The sequence below is a fragment of the Mesorhizobium sp. BR1-1-3 genome (genome assembly GCF_020165455.1).
GTDB lineage: Bacteria > Pseudomonadota > Alphaproteobacteria > Rhizobiales > Rhizobiaceae > Mesorhizobium > Mesorhizobium ciceri.
Map to the genome: position 1 here is coordinate 296,014 of NZ_JAIUIC010000005.1, position 18,081 is coordinate 314,094.

The following is an 18,081-nucleotide window of genomic DNA, read 5'->3' on the forward strand; positions in this document are numbered from 1 at the left end:
TTTGGAAGGTGTTTCCACCTGCTTGCAACAGAACTAGTTAAGCCCGCCAACATGAAGCGTCTTGACCTCGAGATATTCCTCGATGCCGAGCTGCGATCCTTCGCGCCCCACCCCTGACTGCTTGACACCGCCGAAAGGCGCTACTTCGGTCGAGATCATGCCCGTGTTGAGCCCAACCATACCGAACTCCAGGGCCTCGGCAACACGCCATGACCGCTTGAGATTTTCGGTGTAGAAGTAGGCGGCAAGGCCGAAGGGCGTACCGTTCGCGATCGCAATGGCCTCGTCCTCCGTTTCGAAGCGAAAAAGCGGCGCCACCGGGCCGAACGTCTCTTCCGATGCCAGCAGCATCTCGGTAGTAGCCTCTCCCAGCACGATGGGCCGTGCATATTGCTTGCCGTCCGGCACCGTCTCGCTCTGGGCGATGATCCGCGCGCCTTTCGCCTGTGCATCGGCGATGTGACGCTCGATCTTGTCGATCGCTGCCGCATTGATCATCGGGCCGATCTCCGTGCCCTCGTCGGTCCCTGCGCCAACCTTCATTCGCGATACGCGCTGGCTCAGCTTTTCTGCGAAAGCGTCGTAAACGCCCGCCTGCACGAGAATCCGGTTTGCGCAGACGCAGGTTTGACCGCCATTGCGGAACTTGGATGCGATCACCCCCTCGACTGCATTGCCCAGATCAGCGTCGTCAAAGACGATAAAGGGCGCGTTGCCGCCGAGCTCGAGGCTGAGGCGCTTGATGCTATCGGCCGCGCCACGCATGAGCAGCGCTCCGACGCGGGTCGAGCCGGTGAACGAGATCTTGCGCACCGTCTCGTTGGCCATCAGTTCGTTGCCGATTTCAATGGGCATGCCGGTCACAATGTTGATCACGCCGGCAGGAATACCCGCCCGTTCCGCCAGTACGCCGAGCGCCAGCGCCGAAAATGGCGTGAATTCCGACGGCTTGATGACAACCGTGCAACCCGCGGCCAGCGCCGGCGCCACCTTGCGCGTAATCATCGCGTTAGGGAAATTCCATGGCGTGATGATTGCGCAGACGCCAACGGCCTCCTTCAGCACCAGAATGCGGCGATCGGGCGTGGGAGACGGAATGGTCGAGCCACCGATCCGGCGTGCTTCTTCGGCGAACCATTTCACGAAGGAGGCGCCATAGCGGATTTCACCGCGTGCTTCTGCCAGAGGCTTGCCCTGTTCCAGCGTCAGCAGCAACGCCAGGTCCTCTTCATTTTCCAGTATCAGGCTGTGCCAGCGCTCCAGAAGCGCTCCGCGTTCGGCATGGGTCCTGGCCTTCCAGTCCTTGAACGCCGCCTGCGCTGCATCTATCGCAGCCCTTGTCTCATCCCGGCCCATGTCGGGCACGGTTCCAAGCACTTCCAGACTGGCCGGATCGATCACATCGACAGTCGCGTTGCTGTGCGCATGCTGCCAGACATCGCCAATGAGGCCACGCTGGCGAAACAGGTCCGCACCCTTCAGGAAACCAATCTTCGTTGTTGCGTTCATGGTTCTTTTCCTCTGCTCTTTCAGCTTAATCCTGCCAGCACGGCCTGCGTGATTGCTTCAGTCGTGTCCTTGCCTGCAATCGTGCCTATCCCGCGTGCGGTTGCGGACTCGATCGCCGACATCACTTCGGCCGCGGCCTGCCCCTCGCCCAGATGCCCGAGCATCATCGCACCGGACCAGATCGCGGCGATCGGATTGGCGATGCCGAGATGCGCGATGTCAGGCGCCGAACCGTGGACCGGCTCGAACATCGAAGGCGCGCTGCGATCGGGATTGATATTGGCGGAGGCGGCGTAACCCAGCCCGCCCTGAATGGCCGCTCCAATATCCGTGAGGATGTCGCCAAAAAGATTCGAGGCGACGATCACGTCGAGGCTTTCAGGCGCCAGGACCATGCGGGCGGCAATGGCGTCGACGTGGTAGTGCGAGACCTCCACATCGGCATAGTCTTTCGCCACCTCACGCGTGACCTCATCCCAAAAAACCATGGAATGTTTCTGCGCGTTGGATTTGGTGACGGATGCGAGCTTCTTGCGGCGCGTCCGCGCCTGTTCGAAACCGAAACGGAGGATTCTTTCGACACCCTCACGTGTGAAGATTGCCGTCTCGATCGCGACCTCATTGGCCGTTCCGGAATGAATGCGCCCACCAGCTCCGCAGTATTCGCCTTCCGTGTTCTCCCGGATGCACAGTATATCGAAACCATCACGGCGAAGAGGTCCCTGAACGCCTGGCAACAGCCTGTGCGGCCGTATGTTGGCATACTGCGTGAACCCTTTGCGGATCGGCAGGAGCAGTCCGTGAAGCGATACGGAGTCGGCCACCTTTGCTGGCCATCCCACAGCGCCGAGGTAGATTGCATCGAACTTCCGCAGCATCTCGACGCCGTCAGGGGGCATCATCGCACCGGTTTCCAGATAGTAGGCGCACGACCATGGGAACCTTGTATCCTCAAGGGCGAAGCCGCCTCGCTTTGCTGCAGCCTGCAGCACCTCCCATCCAGCCTCGGTCACCTCCTTGCCGATGCCGTCGCCTGGGATGTGCCCTATCGTGTAAGCCTTCATTGATATCCTCCTGGAGACCGATGGGTACCGAAAGTCGCAGCTTGCTCAACACGGCAGCGACATGCGGCGTCTCGCACCTGGTTTTGGAACAGTAGTCGACAGCGCGCCGTATTTTCCGCCGAGGATGAGCCGCCCGACGGCGTCGAATCGCGTCGGGCGGGACTTGGAGAGTGGATTGTTCTGGAACCGGCGCGCGCGCTATTCGGCCAGACCTTGAGCGTTGAGCTCAGTCATAGACGCTGACGTAGATCTTGCGCACGGTTTCGATCGTGCGCCAGACGCCGACAAAGCCGGGCTTCATCACAAAACTGTCGCCGCTGCGGTAAGTCTTGGTCTCACCGCCCGTCTCCTCGATCTCGACGAGGCCCGAAACGATGTGGCAGAACTCGCAGGTCGTGCCCTTGATAGAATGCGTCTCGCCAGGCGTCGCCTCCCAGACGCCGGTCAGAACCTTCTCGCCTTTCGAAGCATCCTGCGCCCAAGTCTTGAAGGATGGATTGCCGGAGATGAGCCGCTCTGGAGCCGGCAATGCCTGCTTCGGCGCGAAGGCTGGATCTGTGTCGATCGTGATCAGAAGTGACATTTTATGTTTTCCTGGTTAGTAGCCGCGTGTCCGATCGACGAGGCCGATCAGTTCTTCTCCGGCGCGGTGGCGCCGGATGTTGTCCACGACGGATTGCGCCGCGGAATCTGCTTGCGTTACGGAAGCGATGTGCGGCGTGATCGCCACCTTCGGGTGCCGCCAGAGCGGATGGCCGTCCGGCAGTGGCTCGGGATCGGTGACATCGAGCATTGCGGCGGTGAGGTGCCCGCTATCGAGAGCCTGGACAAGCGCGGTTTGGTCTAGCTGCGGCCCGCGGCCGACATGCAACAATCTCGCCCCAGCCGGCAGGAGGGAAAAGAGTTCCGCATCGAGGATGCCACGCGTTTCTTTCGTCAGCGGCAGCAGGCAGACGAGAATATCCGTGCGCGCGAGGAAACCGGCAAGCTGGTCCGCGCCATAAAAGCAGGTCACCCCTTCGATCTCCTTCCTGCTTCGGCTCCAGGCGGCAAGGGGAAAGCGAAACGGCAGCAATCGCTCGATAGCTGCCTGCGCCAGCATGCCGAGGCCAAGAAACCCAACCCGGCGTTCGGTCGCTTGCGGAGCGGCAAGACCCCGCCACGCTTGGCGCTTCTGCTGTTCACGATACGCCACCATATCCCGGTGGAGGCTCAGCACGCCAAGAACGACATATTCCTGCATCATGCGAATGATGCCGTCCTCGACCATGCGCACCAGCTTCACCTGCCGAGGCAGGCTTTCACGGTTGAACTGGTCGACGCCGGCGCCGAGCGAAAACAGCAATTCGAGATTGCGATAGCGCGCGAGATCATCTGGCGCCGTCCAGGTCAGGAGGTAGCGCACCTCCTCCGGGTCGAAACATTCGCTGCTGTGGAACAATTCGACGTCCGGTAGTTCGCGTGCGAAAGCCTTGCGGAAGACCGCTGCGCGCACCGGGTCGGAATTGAAAAGAAAAGCCATGAACCGCCCTTTCCTGCTATCCGGCAAGGCGCGTGGCGAGACGCTCGATCATGCTCTGGCAGGCAGCAAGTTCGCCGGTCTCGATATATTCATTGGCACGGTGAGCCCGGATGATGTCGCCGGGGCCGCAGATGATCGCGTCGATGCCGGCCTGCTGATAAAGGCCAGCTTCCGTTCCGTAGCTCACCGCAGACAGGGGCTGACGCCCCGTCAACTCGGCCAGAAGGGCCGCCAAACCACTCTCCTGCGGGAGCGAAAGCCCCGGATACGCACTCAGCTCATGCCAAGCCACTTCAAAGCCGCTGTCGCGTAGAGCCGTCAGTTGGGTCTTTACCGGCTCGAGCAGGGATCTCGGCGAAACACCTGGCACGGCACGGACCTCGATATCGGCGGTGCAGCGATCGGGGATGATGTTGACGGATTGGCCGCCGGCGATGACACCAACCTGCAATGACGAGTATGGAGGCGCGAAATCCGTGTCGAATGGCCCGATCGCAAGGGTCTGGCCATAGGCCACGATCTGCGTGACGAGACCAGCCATTGCATGCACGGCATTCAGTCCCAGCTCGGGCCGTGAAGAATGGCCGGACCGTCCGATCACTTCGAGCCGCACGGCCGCCTTGCCTTTGTGTGCCCGCACGGCTTCCATCCGGCTCGGCTCACCGATAATCGCGCCAAGCGGCTTCTCGCACAGGCTTGGCAGCGCGGCGATGAGATGCGGCACGCCACGGGCACCTGCCTCCTCGTCATAGGAGAATGCGAGATGAATTGGCTGTGGCAAGTTCATCGCCGCGAGCCGCGGCACCGCGGCCAGCACGCAGGCGAGAAACCCCTTCATGTCGGAGGTGCCCCGACCGTGAAGCCTGGCGCCGTCTTGGCGCAGGACAAACGGATCCGAGTGCCATTCCCGTTCACCGGCCGGCACGACATCCATGTGGCCCGACAAGATGTAGCCGCGGGCACGCCGAGCTCCGATTGTGACAAACAGGTTGGACCGGTCGCCTTCCGGGCCGCGAAGGACCGTCACCTCAGCTCCGGCCGCCTCGCAATATTCACGCACCCAATCGACGATCGCGCCATTGGGCGCGCCCACGACCGAGGGGAACGCGATCAGCCTCGCAAGAATTTCTTCGACATTCACAGGGCGCCGCTCCACTCGCAGTTCGCTGGATGCAACAAGTGTGGCAGCAGGCGAGAGCATTCCGTGCCGAATGAAGGTATGCTTTGGCCGAAGATTTCGAATATTGGCCCGGAACCAGCGAAACCTGCTGGCTTTCGGGTGCAATCATGGGGCAAAAGACGGCTGCGGCACGTCAGCGAGGACGGGTCGCGACCGTGGGACTTGGAAAAGGGAGCAGGTCGACTGAAATGCAGAGATCAGTGCGCCTGAAGTCTTTCGAACTGGTCGCGCGGGACATCGACGAAGTCGATGTCAATCTGCTCCACGCGCTCTCGATCTCGGTTCGCTGGCCGCATCGGCCGAAGGACTGGGACACTCTGCGCCGCGCGGGCCGCGGCATCGTTGCCGTAGACGGCATCGGGCGCGTTTTCGGCAGCGCGATGTGGTTTCCGCAAGGGGACGATTTCGCCACCATCGGCGTAGTGATCACAACGCCCCGCACACAAGCGCAAGGCGGCGGTCGATGGCTCATGGACCAGGTGCTCGAGCAGTGTGGCGATCGCAATTTGGCGCTCAACGCCACCCATGCCGCCTATCCCCTCTATGTCTCACTCGGTTTCACGACCGAAGGAATCGTATTCATGCACCAAGGAGAGATTCCGCCTGCACTCCCTGCCCTGCCGGCCTTGGACGGGGAATTGCAGGCGCTGCCGAGCGACAGGCTGAAGGAGATCATGGGGCTCGACAGACGAGCGTTTGGGACAGACCGCGCCAGCCTGCTCGCATTGCTTTCAGCGAATGCCTCTATCTGCACTTTGAGCCGTGGCGGCGAGATCGTCGGCTATTCCATGTGTCGCGAATTCGGACGTGGCTACGTGATCGGCCCGATGGTCGCGCGCAGCGATCTGGACGCGGTCCATCTTACAGCCATCCATCTGAGAAATCTTGCAGGACGCTTCGTCCGAGTCGATACGCGGGAGAAAGAAGGCATGTTTGCCGCGTTTCTCGACCAGTGCGGCCTTGGCATTGCCGAGACCGTTACGACCATGTCCAAAGGGCGCCGATTCCTGAACCGGGAAGAAAACGGGCCGTGGGTTTATGGATTGGCTGGCCACGCATTGAGTTGACTGCGGCACCACAATGCGACCGAAAGGCGCCAACCGCGTGGCCGTGCGCGCAGGCGAGCGAGTGTAGGAGACCAGCGCCCGCCGAATAGGCGGCGTTCTGGTCGCTGGCGTTAAAGACGCAATTGGCCACCGGATTGGGCGGAGGAGAGATAGCCGAGTTCATCGAACACGACGAAGTCGAGCCGGGTCAGATGATCGGCAATTTTGCCTTGGCGGCCGTCGCGGATCTCGGATGACGACATTGAAGAAGCGGCCGCGAGCGTTAGGAAGGTGGCTAATGCCGCCTAACTCTCGCTTAGGAACGCCAACCATCCCGGCCGAAGTGACCGGAACTACGGAGCTTCGCTAGCAGGATGCTGGCTGTTCCGCGGTGATCAACCTTTGCTTGCTCACTCAGCGGAAACGCATTCCAGTCAGCCAATTCTGCCACCAAAGGAGCGGTGTCCCCGTTACCGATGCGCATCTAAGTTGTCCGTTCTTCCCCATCACGATTATAGCTGTGCCGACTACGCCATGGCAGCTATCTACTGAACGTAGGTATCGCCGTCGACGCGAAATCGAACAGAACCGACCCATCGGTTTTTTCCGCGGCGTCAGCCACACGATCATAGAACGGTCGATTGAGGCCCTCGATGTTGCCGAGTGACTGTTCAAACAAGGCCGATTCTACATGCTCCGCCACCATAGCTGTGAGAGTGCGCGCCGGCTGGCCCAATGGGCAAGCCGCCACGGCTGATTATCCACACCAGCCATCCCTGGTCCTTTTCATAAGCGACAAGACGACCGTTAACAGAGGGGGGTCTGTCAGGCCGAAATCCCGATAGCGATCACGCCCGGATCCAATGCGGTGTTGCAAAAGGCAGCAAGCAGGCCCCCTCCCCTCCGGATCGAAGCCGTCTAGGGGCTCCGTGACAACATCAGGCATCCTTGGGAAGCACCTGAAGGACCCGTGCGATGAACATATGGAACTCGGCCATGTAGTTGAGCAAGAACTCCTGCGTGGATTCGACTGTGACTTCGCCGCCGTCCGTGATCAGGCCCGGCGTGAACTGAATGTAGGCTTCCGGAGCGTTCATCTGCGGGGAGTTGCAGAAGCTAAGCACGCTTCGCAGGCTTTGCTGGGCCACGGCGGTCCCTATGGTTCCGGGCGAGGTCCCAATGACAGCTGAGGGCTTGCGGGCGAACGAGTTCTTGCCATAAGGGCGGCTGGCCCAGTCGATTGCGTTCTTCAACCCACCTGGGATCGAGCGGTTATACTCGGGCGTTATGAAAAGGACTGCCTCCACCGCGGCGATAGAGTCTTTGAAAGCGCGCGCGACAGGTGGAAAGTCAGCATCGTAGTCGTAGCTGTAGAGCGGCAAATCCTTGAAGGAAATCTCCGACATTTCAAGCTCTGGTGGAGCAAGCTGCACTAGTGCTTTTGCAAGCTTGCGATTGATCGATGCCGTGGCGAGGCTACCAATCAGATAGCCGACTTTGTGCGTGGTCATCAGGCACTCCCATATTGCCGCCCCCAAACAGTATCTGCTCAGTCAAAGTCGGACACCAGCACATTTAGGACAAGCTGCTGGATTCAACTGCTGCAGGGTTCACGACGCGATGAAGCGAACATCGGAAGAGCGGGTACCTGCGCTGTTGGTTCGTAGCGACAGGTTGCGGACTTTAGGTGACGTCAACGGAATGTGCCACACCGCAGCTCACAGTCTCATTTGAGCTGCCAGCGAGCCACCAAGCGGCTGAGTGGATCCGCACAACGAAATCAATGATATCCGACATCTGTACGGACCTTGCCGCGAAACACCCAGTAGGACCAGCCGGTGTACATCAGGATCACCGGCAGCAGCACCAGCGTGCCAACAAGGAGGAAAGCCTGGGTGCGCTCGGACGAAGCTGATTCCCAAAGCGTGAAATGATAAGGAACAATCATCGGAAAGAGGCTGATCGCGATACCGACGTAAGAGAGCATGAAAAGGCCGATGGCGCCGATGAAGGGCTTTATCTCACTTGCGCTGTCCAGCACCCGCCACGTGAAGAATGCCACCGCCGCGGTCGCTACGGGCACCGGGGCCAAATATAGAACATTGGGCCAGGCAAACCAGCGCGAGGCGATGGCCTCGCTCATGAATGGGGTCCAGATGCTGACCAAGCCGACACCGATGAGGACGCCAACAAGGCACACGCGGCCGTGCCGACGCGCTGTTTCCTGTACCGCTCCGTTTGTCTTTAAGATCAGCCAGCCGGCGCCCAAAAGCCCATAGCCGAACAGAAGGGCAAAGCCGGTCAAAAGCGAGAACGGCGTCAGAAAGTCGAAAGACCCTCCGGAGAACTGCCTGCCAGTGACCTCGAAACCCTGAATGAAGGCGCCGAGCACGACCCCTTGAGCAAAGGTGGCCACGGCCGAGCCATAGCAGAAACCGTGGTCCCAGAAGGTCTTGTGCTCGGCATCGCGGAAGCGGAACTCGAACGCCACGCCACGGAACACCAGCGCCAGCAGCATGACGAGAATGGGAAAATAAACCGCGGGAATGATGATGGCGAAGGCAAGCGGAAACGCAGCAAGAAGTCCCAGGCCGCCCAGCACCAGCCAGGTCTCGTTGCCGTCCCAGATCGGTGCGATCGAGTTCATGATGGTGTTGCGGGACGCCGTGTCGGGCGCGAAGCCGTAAAGCATGCCGACGCCAAGGTCGAAGCCGTCCAGAAGCACGTAGAAGAACACCGCCATGCCGAGGATCAGCGTCCATATCGGTACGAAATCGAGAACCTGGCTCATCGCACTTCCCCCTCTCGAAGTTCGACCGCTCCGGCTCGGACCGGCGCCTCTGGCCTGCCCCCTTCGATCTCAGCGCCCTCATCGGCGACGATGGATGGGCCTTTGCGCACGATGCGCAGCATCAGGAAGAGGCCCGCAGGATAGATGATGAGATAGACGGCGATGTAGCCAAGCAGCGAGATCACAACATCGGACCTCGTCAGCGACGGTGTCACCGATTCCGCCGTTCGTAGAAGGCCGTAGACCGTCCAGGGCTGGCGTCCGACCTCGGTGGTGATCCAACCGGCGATAACTGCCACGAAGCCGATGGGCGCCGCGATCTGAGTGAGCGTGAGAAAAGCCCGCGAAGTGTCCAGCCGGCCGCGCCAGCGAAGCCATCCGCCAAAGAGGACGAGGCCGAGCATCAGCAGGCCGCAGCCGACCATGATGCGGAAGGCGAAGAATGGGATCGCGACGGGCGGACGCTGATCGGCCGGAAAGTCCTTGAGGCCGATGACCTCGCCATCAAACTCATGGGTAAGGATGAGGCTGCCGAGCCATGGAAGGTCGATGGCAAATCGGTTGCGCTCGCCCTTGTCGTCCGGAATAGCGAAAAGCGTCAACGGCACCTGCCGCGCGGTTTCCCAACGCGCTTCGATTGCAGCGAGCTTTGCCGGCTGGTGCTCAAGCGTGTTCAGACCATGCTGGTCGCCGATGAAAATCTGGAGTGGGACCAGCACTGTAAGCAGCCAGAGCGTCATCGACAGCATCGTTCGCCCTTCCGCGGCCGACCTCCCCCGACGCATCAGATAGGCGCCGACGCCCATGACGACGAAGCCGGTCGTGACGAAGAAGGCGACGACGGTGTGCGCCAACCGGTAGGGAAAGGAAGGATTGAAGACCACCTTGAACCAGTCGGTCGGGAAGAACCGGCCGTCGATGATCTCGTAGCCGGCCGGCGTCTGCATCCAGCTATTTGCCGACAGGATCCAGAAGGAAGAAAGCAAAGTTCCCAGTGCCACCATCAGTGCCGCGACAAAATGCGCCCAGCGTGGCACCAGCTGCCGTCCGAACAGAAGGACACCAAGGAAGGCCGCCTCCAGGAAGAACGCCGTCAGGCCCTCATAGGCGAAAAGCGGTGAAAGGACATTGGCGGTCGCGTCGGAAAAGCGGCTCCAGTTCGTGCCGAACTGGAAAGGCATGACAACGCCTGTGACGACGCCCATACCGAAAGCAATCGAGAATATTTTGATCCAGAACGTCGAGATGCGGAGATAGATGTCCCTTCCGGTGAAGAAATTGAGGCCTTCCAGCATCGCGATGAACGCGGCCAATCCTACAGTAATAGCCGGCAGCAGGATGTGCCAGCCGATCACCCAGGCAAATTGCAGTCGCGACAGGAATACAGGATCAAAATCCATTACTCGTCTCTCCCGATGCCAAGCTGGTGAGAATCACTTCATATGCTGCAGCAGCCGCCACAGAGATCACGCCTCGATTCAAAGCCGTGATCAAGCTATAGAAATTGGCGTCGGTGTCGATACAAGGATTCGAAACCGCTCTTCTGTCTGGCCGTCAACCTCGAACCAGACCACCAAATATACCCTGATAAGCCTTTCGACGGAGACAGCCAAAGGAGTTGTCCAGCGGCTGCTGCGTCGAAATGTGACAGTCGGGGCGCCTCCCGTTCGCCACTGCAAAGAATTGATCGCAAGGCCTACTGTCGAAGCCGGCAACTTGGAGCGGATTTGCTGGGATTCAGTCCTGCAACTGCACTATGCGAAGATATGGCCGAAGTTCCGTCCAGCCTGGCGGAAACGTTCCTAAGCCTGTACGTCGGTGAGCGAGATGATGATCGGCTGACCCGGCTGCCCCTGTTCACCGAGGCTGTACAGGCAAGGCTGCGACCGACCCCGGTGCACGACCCGGTTGCTTAGTGACCCGGCAACTGTGCTGCTAATACGGGCATAGTGCTGATTTGCGCCCGCGACCCGCCTCCAAGGTGGGTTTTTCATTTCGGCGCCATACTCACACACCCTGGTTTCACGCAAGGGTGATGCCGGTTGATGAAACTTCCCCCGAGGAAGCGCGTTGCGTGGGTTCAGCCAATCCGAGGCCCGTCCCATGTATTGGTCTTCCAAGCCACTGTCTGTCGCCACCGCCATAAGCGGCGACATCCGAAACCTTATGAACACTCGGCAAGCTTTTGACCTGCTCAACGGTCATTGGCGCAGTGAAAGAAGCGACAAGCGCCGATCCGCGAAACCGGCGTGCCGACAGGCCTTGAACGGCAGTGTTCCCGCCGACGTCGCAGGAAATGCGTTCATCGACGCAGCGCGGGAAGCGCACATGTTGGTCGGTTGTGCGAACCAATAGACAATGCCGGGATGGACCATTTCCCGCCACTAGCGAGGTCACAATGAACGCAACAACCCGATTGCACGAACTCGGCCAGAGCCTTTGGTTGGACAACATCACCCGCGATCTGTTGAGCAGTGGCACCCTTCAGCGCTATTGCACCGAATTTTCGGTGACCGGATTGACATCGAACCCCACAATTTTCGATGAAGCCATTCGTAACAGTGCCGCTTACGACGAGGCCCTACGTCGAAAAGCCAGAGAAGGCAAAGCGGGCGAGCAGCTATTCTTCGAATTGGCGCTGGAAGATTTGAAGCAAGCCGCAGCACTTTTTGGTCCGGTCCACGAAGCGACGGGCGGCATCGATGGCTGGGTTTCCCTGGAAGTGTCGCCTTTGCTGGCTAACGATGCCGGCGCCACTGTCGAAGCCGCCAAGCGGTTGCATGGGCAGGCGGAGTGTTCCAACCTGTTCATCAAGATTCCGGGCACGCCCGCAGGTGTCGAGGCCATAGAGGAATCGATCTTCGCCGGCGTGCCCGTGAATGTCACCCTGCTGTTTTCGTGCGAGCAGTATGTGGCGGCGGCCGACGCGTATTGCCGAGGCATTCAGCGACGGATTGACGCCGGGCTCGACCCGAAGATCGCCTCTGTCGCCTCGATCTTCGTCAGCCGCTGGGACAAGGCGGTGATGGACAAGGTTCCCGGTGCACTGCGGAACCGTCTCGGTATCGCCATATCCGGGCAAGTCTATAAAGCCTACCGGGAGCGGCTTGCCTCTACCGGATGGCGCAAGCTGGCCGATGCCGGCGCACTTTCCCAGCGTCTGCTATGGGCGAGCACCGGCACCAAGGATCCGCAGCTTCCGCAATCCTATTATATCGAAGCGCTCGCCGCGCCTGCTACCATCAACACCATTCCAGAGAAGACACTCCATGCGTTTTCGAAAGAGGGTGTGTTGCGCGGCATCATGCGGGAGGATGGCGGCGACAGCGAAACCGTGCTTGGCGATTTCGCAAAAGCCGGCGTCGACATTCAGGCGCTTGCCGCGCAGCTCCAGTTGGAAGGCGCGCAATCCTTCACCAAATCATGGGCCGATCTGATGGCGGTGATTGCCTTGAAGAGCGAGCAGTTACATCGCCACGGTTCGGCCGGCAGATGATGAGCGCGCTTCTTGCGGCCAGGACATTGCCGCTCACGGAGCTTTCAGCATGGCAGGCGTTGCTGGCGCATTGTCAGGAAGTGCGCCCTTTGCATCTGCGACAGCTCTTCGCGGATGATCCCCGACGTGGCACGCAGTTCACCGTCGACGCCTGCGGACTTTATCTCGACTATTCGAAAAACCGCATCACGCCTGAGACGGTCCAGCTTCTCATTGAACTTGCCGAGGCCTCCGGGTTGCGTGAGCGCATCGAAGCGATGTTCAGCGGTCAGAAGATCAATGTGACCGAGCAGCGTGCTGTGCTTCACATGGCGCTGCGCGCGCCAATTGGCGAGCGAATTTTAGTTGACGGTATCGACGTCGTGCCGGAAGTGCATGCGGTGCTCGGCAAGATGGCTGATTTCACGAACAAGATCCACAGCGGCGCATGGCGCGGCCATTCAGGCCTGCCGATCCGCAACGTCATCAATATCGGCATCGGCGGCTCTGACCTCGGGCCGGTCATGGCCTATGAAGCGCTGCGCCACTACAGCCGGCGCGACATGATTTTCCGCTTCATCTCGAACATCGACGGTACCGATTTCGCGGAAGCGACGCGAGATCTGAATCCTGAAGAAACGCTGTTCATCATCTGCTCGAAGACGTTCAAAACGTTGGAAACGCTGACCAACGCCCATACGGCCCGTCAATGGGTGCTGCGCAAGCTGGGCGACGAGCGGGCGGTGGCCCGGCATTTCGTCGCCGTCTCGACCAATACCGAAGGGGTCGCCAAATTCGGCATCGACACCGAACAGATGTTCGGCATGTGGGATTGGGACGGCGGCCGCTATTCAATGGATTCGGCGATAGGCCTATCCACCATGCTCGCCGTCGGGGCGGAAAATTTCCAGGCGATGCTGTCGGGCTTCCATGACATGGACCAGCATTTTCGCACTGCACGGTTCGATCAGAACCTGCCGGCTCTGATGGGTCTGCTCGCGGTCTGGTACAACAATTTCTTCGAAGCGCAGACGGTCGCGGTGCTTCCCTACGAGCAATATCTGAAGCGTTTTCCCGCCTATCTCCAGCAACTGACGATGGAGAGCAATGGCAAGCACGTCACGCTTGGCGGCACGAAAGTCGACTACCAAACAGGGCCGATCTATTGGGGCGAACCTGGCACCAACGGGCAGCACTCTTTCTACCAACTCATTCATCAAGGCACCAAGCTCGTTCCGTGCGACTTCATCGGGTTTTGCCAGGCATTGAATCCGCTGGGACGCCACCACGATCTCCTGATGGCAAATCTCTTCGCACAGACCGAGGCGCTGGCTTTCGGCATAACGGAAGGGGAAGTCCGAGCGGAAGGGACGCCGGATTGGCTGGTTCCGCACCGCACCTTCGAAGGCAACCGCCCTACCAATACGCTGCTTGCCGAGCGCCTGACGCCAAAGATACTAGGCAGCCTGGTGGCGCTCTACGAGCACAGCGTCTTCACGCAAGGCGTCATCTGGAGCATCGACTCGTTTGACCAATGGGGCGTTGAGCTGGGCAAGGCGCTGGCCGAGAAAACAATCCCTGAACTGGAAGTTTCCGCGACCCCAAATCTTCAACATGACAGCTCGACCAATGCTTTGATCGAGCGCTATCGCCGGATCAAGAAGCACTGAATCGACAGCCGGACCGCAAGACTCCGATCGGAAAAAATATGGTACAGGCGCAACTCGACCAGCTTTGCATCAACACGCTGCGGATGCTTTCCATCGACGCGGTCCAGAAGGCAAATTCCGGCCATCCCGGAACGCCGCTGGATGCCGCGCCAGTCGCCTACTGCCTGTGGCAACACTTCCTGCGCTATGATGCAGCCGATCCCGACTGGCCGAACCGCGACCGTTTCGTGCTGTCGGCCGGTCACGCCTGCGCTCTGCTCTACAGCCTGCTTCATGTGTGCGGCGTCAAGGCAAAAGGGCCGGCCTATCCATCGAGCGACCGGCTGGCCGTGACGTTGGACGATCTCAAGTCGTTCCGCCAGGCAGGCAGCCATTGCACTGGACATCCCGAATTTGGCTGGACCTCGGGCGTGGAAACGACCACGGGGCCACTCGGACAAGGTGCCGCCACAAGCGTCGGCATGGCAATTGCTGAACGGTGGCTGGCGGCCACCTACAATCGACCCGATTATGATCTGTTCTCGCACACTGTCTATGCGCTGTGCAGCGACGGCGACATGATGGAGGGGCTCAGCAACGAGGCGGCATCGCTGGCTGGACACCTCAAATTGTCGAACCTCTGCTGGATTTATGACGACAATCACATCACCATCGAGGGGCCGACTGGCCTTACCTTCACCGAAGACGTGGCAACCCGCTTCCTTGCGTACGGATGGCATGTCGAGCGGGTAAGCGATGCAAACGATCTGGTGTTGCTGGGCAAGGCGTATCAGATGTTCATCGATACGCATGACCGCCCCACGCTGATCATCGTTCAAAGTCATATCGGTTATGGCGCGCCGCACAAGCATGACACCAGCAAAGCGCATGGCGAGCCCCTGGGCGCCGAAGAAGTTCGGCTGACGAAGGAATTCTACGGCTGGGATCCGGACGCCGATTTCAAGGTTCCGGACGGGGTCGTGGCGCATTTCCGCTCACATATGGGCAAGCGTGGGGACGCCGCTCATGCCGCCTGGCGAAAATTGTTCGCTGCCTATCGCAAACAATATCCTGACCTGGCCGAACAGATCGATCAGATGCAGCGACGTGAAGTTGCTCCCGGGTGGGACGCCACGTTGCCCGCCTTCTCAGCCGACGCGAAAGGCCTCGCGACACGTGAATCGTCCGGCCAGGTGTTGAACGCTATTGCGGAACATTTGCCATGGCTGCTGGGTGGCGCGGCAGACCTGTCGCCGTCAACCAAGACGAACCTCGAATTCGATTTCGCCGGCAACTTTCAGGCGCCCGAGGGTGACCAGGCCGTCAGCTACCGCGGGCGGAATTTCCACTTTGGCCTGCGCGAACATGCCATGTGCGCCATCGGCAACGGCATGAGCCTGTCGAAGCTGCGGCCGTTCGTCTCCAGCTTCCTGATCTTCACCGACTATTGCCGCGCGGCGCTGCGGCTGAGCTCGATGATGGAACTCCCGCTCATCTCCATCTGGACCCACGATTCCATCAGTCTCGGCGAGGACGGGCCAACCCACCAGCCCATCGAGCAGCTTGCCTCGTTCCGCGCCATGCCCGGCATGATCGTGCTGCGCCCGGCGGATGCGAATGAGGTCATGGAGGCATGGAAGGTCATCATTCATCTCAAGGACAGGCCCGTCTGCCTCGTACTGACGCGACAGCGGGTGCCGACGCTCGATCGCTCGACCTACGCAAACGCAGGCGGCGTGGCACGGGGCGCTTATGTACTGGCCGATGCTCCCGACGCCCGACCCGACGTCCTGCTGCTGGCGACCGGCAGCGAAGTCGCGCTGTGCGTGACGGGCTATGAACAGTTGAAGGCCGAGGGCATCAAGGCACGCGTCGTCAGCATGCCGTCATGGGAATTGTTTGAAAGCCAACCAAAGGAGTATCGCGACACCGTCCTGCCGCCAACGATAACCGCCCGCGTGGCAGTGGAGGAAGCATCCGGTTTCGGATGGGAACGGTATACCGGCTTCGACGGCGCCATCCTGGCTCTGCATAGCTTCGGCCTGTCCGCTCCATCAAAGGTCGTCGCAAAACACTTCGGATTCGAGCCCGCACACGTCGTTGCGGCTGCCAAGGCGCAAATTGCGGGCATTCAAGCTCCAGGCAGTGCGGCTTTCACCAAATGAGGCAATCAGCACGATCATGAACATCAGTCCATTGGCCGGAAAGCCGCCCCCGCCCGACCTGCTGGTCAATGTCCCCAGGCTTGTCACGGCCTACTATAGCCAAGCGCCGGACCTTGCCGACCCGTTGCAGCGCGTGGCATTCGGGACGTCCGGGCACCGCGGGTCTGCAGTCGAAAGAACGTTCAACGAAGCACATGTTCTGGCAATCAGCCAAGCCATCTGTCTGTACCGCAAGCTACGGGGCATCGACGGCCCGATCTTCATCGGCATCGATACACATGCGCTGTCGGAACCGGCGTTTGCGAGCGCACTGGAAGTGCTGGCCGCGAACGGGGCGGAGGTGATGATGGCGGCCGGTGGCGAGTATACGCCCACCCCTGCCGTCTCTCACGCAATCCTCATCTACAACAAAGGCCGCAAGACCGGGCTTGCCGATGGCATCGTCATCACGCCGTCGCACAACCCACCCGGCGACGGAGGTTTCAAGTACAACCCGCCCAATGGCGGGCCGGCGGATACCGATGTCACCGGCTGGATCGAACAACAGGCCAATGAGCTGCTTGGCAACGGCCTGAAAGGCGTGCGGCGGATGCCGTTCGAGAAGGCCCTCCATGCGCCTACAGTCCATGCCCACGATTTCCTGAACGCTTACGTGAACGATCTCGGCAATGTCATCGACATGGACGCCATTCGGGGAGCGCATGTTCGCATGGGCGTCGACCCGCTCGGCGGCGCGGGAGTCCACTACTGGCCCGCCATAGCCGACCGCTATAAACTCGACCTGACCATCGTCAATCGCCACGTCGATCCCACTTTTCGTTTCATGACGGTTGATTGGGATGGCCAGATCCGCATGGACCCGTCTTCAGCTTATGCCATGCAAGGCCTTATCAGCCTGAAGGATCAATTCGACATCGCTTTCGCATGCGACACCGATCACGACCGGCACGGCATCGTCACGCGCAGTGCCGGGCTGCTGCCGGCCAATCATTACTTGTCGGTGGCGATTGATTACCTGTTCCAGCATCGCCCTGAATGGCGCAAGGACACCGCTGTTGGAAAAACGGTGGTGAGCAGCCAGATGATTGATCGCGTCAGCGCCAGGCTGAAGCGCAGACTGTATGAAGTGCCGGTCGGGTTCAAATGGTTCGCCGAGGGCCTTCAGGACGGCTCGATGGGCTTTTGCGGCGAGGAAAGCGCTGGTGCGACGTTCATGCGCCGCAATGGCGCCGTCTGGACGACCGACAAGGATGGCATCGTGCCGGCGTTGCTGTCGGCCGAGATCATGGCAAGGATGGGTCGCGATCCCGGCGAGGTCTATCGCGACCTGACGAAGGCATTGGGCGAACCGGTCGCCGACCGGCTCCAGGCAACGGCAACCCCAGCACAAAAAGAGAAACTGTCGAAGCTCTCGCCGCATGAGATCACGTCGAAGATCTTGGCTGGCGAACCGATCCGGTCGGTGCTCAGCCGGGCACCGGGCAACAATGCCGAAATCGGCGGCGTCAAGGTGGCCACGGAAAACGGTTGGTTCGCAGCGCGCCCGTCAGGTACCGAGGATATCTACAAGATCTACGCTGAGAGTTTTCGCGGACAGGACCACCTGCGCGCCATCCTGGCCGAGGCGCAGACGACCGTCGACCATGCGCTCGGGGCAACCAAAGGAAGCTGAACCGGCTG

14 protein-coding genes and 2 pseudogenes are annotated in these 18,081 nt (G+C 60.3%); 6 read left to right on the plus strand and 10 right to left on the minus strand.

Annotation, left to right across the window (positions count from 1 at the left end; genetic code table 11):
* Positions 1–33: 33 nt before the first annotated feature.
* The 5 genes from LB559_RS14090 to argE form a co-directional block, all read right to left on the minus strand.
* The gene (locus LB559_RS14090) at positions 34–1,509 is read right to left on the minus strand and encodes an NAD-dependent succinate-semialdehyde dehydrogenase (protein ID WP_224674306.1); all 1,476 of its coding nucleotides are present in this window, start codon (positions 1,507–1,509) and stop codon (positions 34–36) included.
* A 20-nt stretch (positions 1,510–1,529) separates the two neighbouring features.
* Entirely contained in the window at positions 1,530–2,573 is a 1,044-nt protein-coding gene (locus tag LB559_RS14095) for a tartrate dehydrogenase (RefSeq protein ID WP_127366092.1), read from the minus strand.
* Positions 2,574–2,799: 226 nt separating this feature from the next.
* Positions 2,800–3,156 (minus strand): cupin domain-containing protein, encoded by a 357-nt coding sequence (locus tag LB559_RS14100; RefSeq protein ID WP_064994324.1) that lies wholly within the window; start codon positions 3,154–3,156, stop codon positions 2,800–2,802.
* Between the two features lie 15 nt (positions 3,157–3,171).
* Entirely contained in the window at positions 3,172–4,095 is a 924-nt protein-coding gene (locus LB559_RS14105) for a 2-hydroxyacid dehydrogenase (RefSeq protein WP_064994323.1), read from the minus strand.
* A 16-nt stretch (positions 4,096–4,111) separates the two neighbouring features.
* Entirely contained in the window at positions 4,112–5,236 is a 1,125-nt protein-coding gene (gene argE / locus LB559_RS14110; RefSeq protein ID WP_224674307.1) for an acetylornithine deacetylase, read from the minus strand.
* Between the two features lie 227 nt (positions 5,237–5,463).
* Between argE and LB559_RS14115 the strand changes: the two genes are divergently transcribed.
* Positions 5,464–6,342, plus strand: a complete 879-nt coding sequence (locus LB559_RS14115) for a GNAT family N-acetyltransferase (protein WP_064994322.1) — start codon at positions 5,464–5,466, stop codon at positions 6,340–6,342.
* Between the two features lie 119 nt (positions 6,343–6,461).
* Here the strand turns inward: LB559_RS14115 and LB559_RS14120 are convergent.
* The 5 genes and pseudogenes from LB559_RS14120 to LB559_RS14135 all read right to left on the minus strand — a co-directional run.
* Positions 6,462–6,575 (minus strand): annotated as a pseudogene (locus LB559_RS14120) (IS21-like element helper ATPase IstB); the annotation flags it as partial.
* A 62-nt stretch (positions 6,576–6,637) separates the two neighbouring features.
* Positions 6,638–7,027, minus strand: a pseudogene (locus tag LB559_RS33140) (hypothetical protein).
* A gap of 232 nt (positions 7,028–7,259) precedes the next feature.
* On the minus strand, positions 7,260–7,832 hold the full coding sequence (locus tag LB559_RS14125; protein WP_064994348.1) for an NADPH-dependent FMN reductase: 573 nt from the start codon (positions 7,830–7,832) through the stop codon (positions 7,260–7,262).
* Between the two features lie 269 nt (positions 7,833–8,101).
* Positions 8,102–9,112 (minus strand): cytochrome d ubiquinol oxidase subunit II, encoded by a 1,011-nt coding sequence (cydB, locus tag LB559_RS14130; protein ID WP_224674308.1) that lies wholly within the window; start codon positions 9,110–9,112, stop codon positions 8,102–8,104.
* Complete coding sequence (locus LB559_RS14135) at positions 9,109–10,512, minus strand: cytochrome ubiquinol oxidase subunit I (protein WP_224674309.1); 1,404 nt, start codon at positions 10,510–10,512, stop codon at positions 9,109–9,111. Before LB559_RS14135 ends, cydB begins: the two co-directional genes overlap by 4 nt.
* A gap of 703 nt (positions 10,513–11,215) precedes the next feature.
* Between LB559_RS14135 and LB559_RS14140 the strand changes: the two genes are divergently transcribed.
* The 5 genes from LB559_RS14140 to pgm are packed head-to-tail and all read left to right on the plus strand — an operon-like array spanning position 11,216 to position 18,073.
* Complete coding sequence (locus tag LB559_RS14140) at positions 11,216–11,467, plus strand: DUF982 domain-containing protein (protein ID WP_127385157.1); 252 nt, start codon at positions 11,216–11,218, stop codon at positions 11,465–11,467.
* 43 nt (positions 11,468–11,510) lie between these two features.
* Positions 11,511–12,608, plus strand: coding sequence for a transaldolase (gene tal, locus LB559_RS14145; RefSeq protein WP_224674310.1), 1,098 nt, complete (start codon positions 11,511–11,513; stop codon positions 12,606–12,608).
* The gene (gene pgi / locus LB559_RS14150; protein ID WP_224674311.1) at positions 12,608–14,257 is read left to right on the plus strand and encodes a glucose-6-phosphate isomerase; all 1,650 of its coding nucleotides are present in this window, start codon (positions 12,608–12,610) and stop codon (positions 14,255–14,257) included. Before tal ends, pgi begins: the two co-directional genes overlap by 1 nt.
* 38 nt (positions 14,258–14,295) lie before the next feature.
* Positions 14,296–16,401, plus strand: coding sequence for a transketolase (gene tkt / locus LB559_RS14155; protein WP_224674312.1), 2,106 nt, complete (start codon positions 14,296–14,298; stop codon positions 16,399–16,401).
* A 16-nt stretch (positions 16,402–16,417) separates the two neighbouring features.
* Positions 16,418–18,073 (plus strand): phosphoglucomutase (alpha-D-glucose-1,6-bisphosphate-dependent), encoded by a 1,656-nt coding sequence (gene pgm, locus LB559_RS14160; protein ID WP_127367136.1) that lies wholly within the window; start codon positions 16,418–16,420, stop codon positions 18,071–18,073.
* The last annotated feature ends 8 nt before the right edge of the window (positions 18,074–18,081 follow it).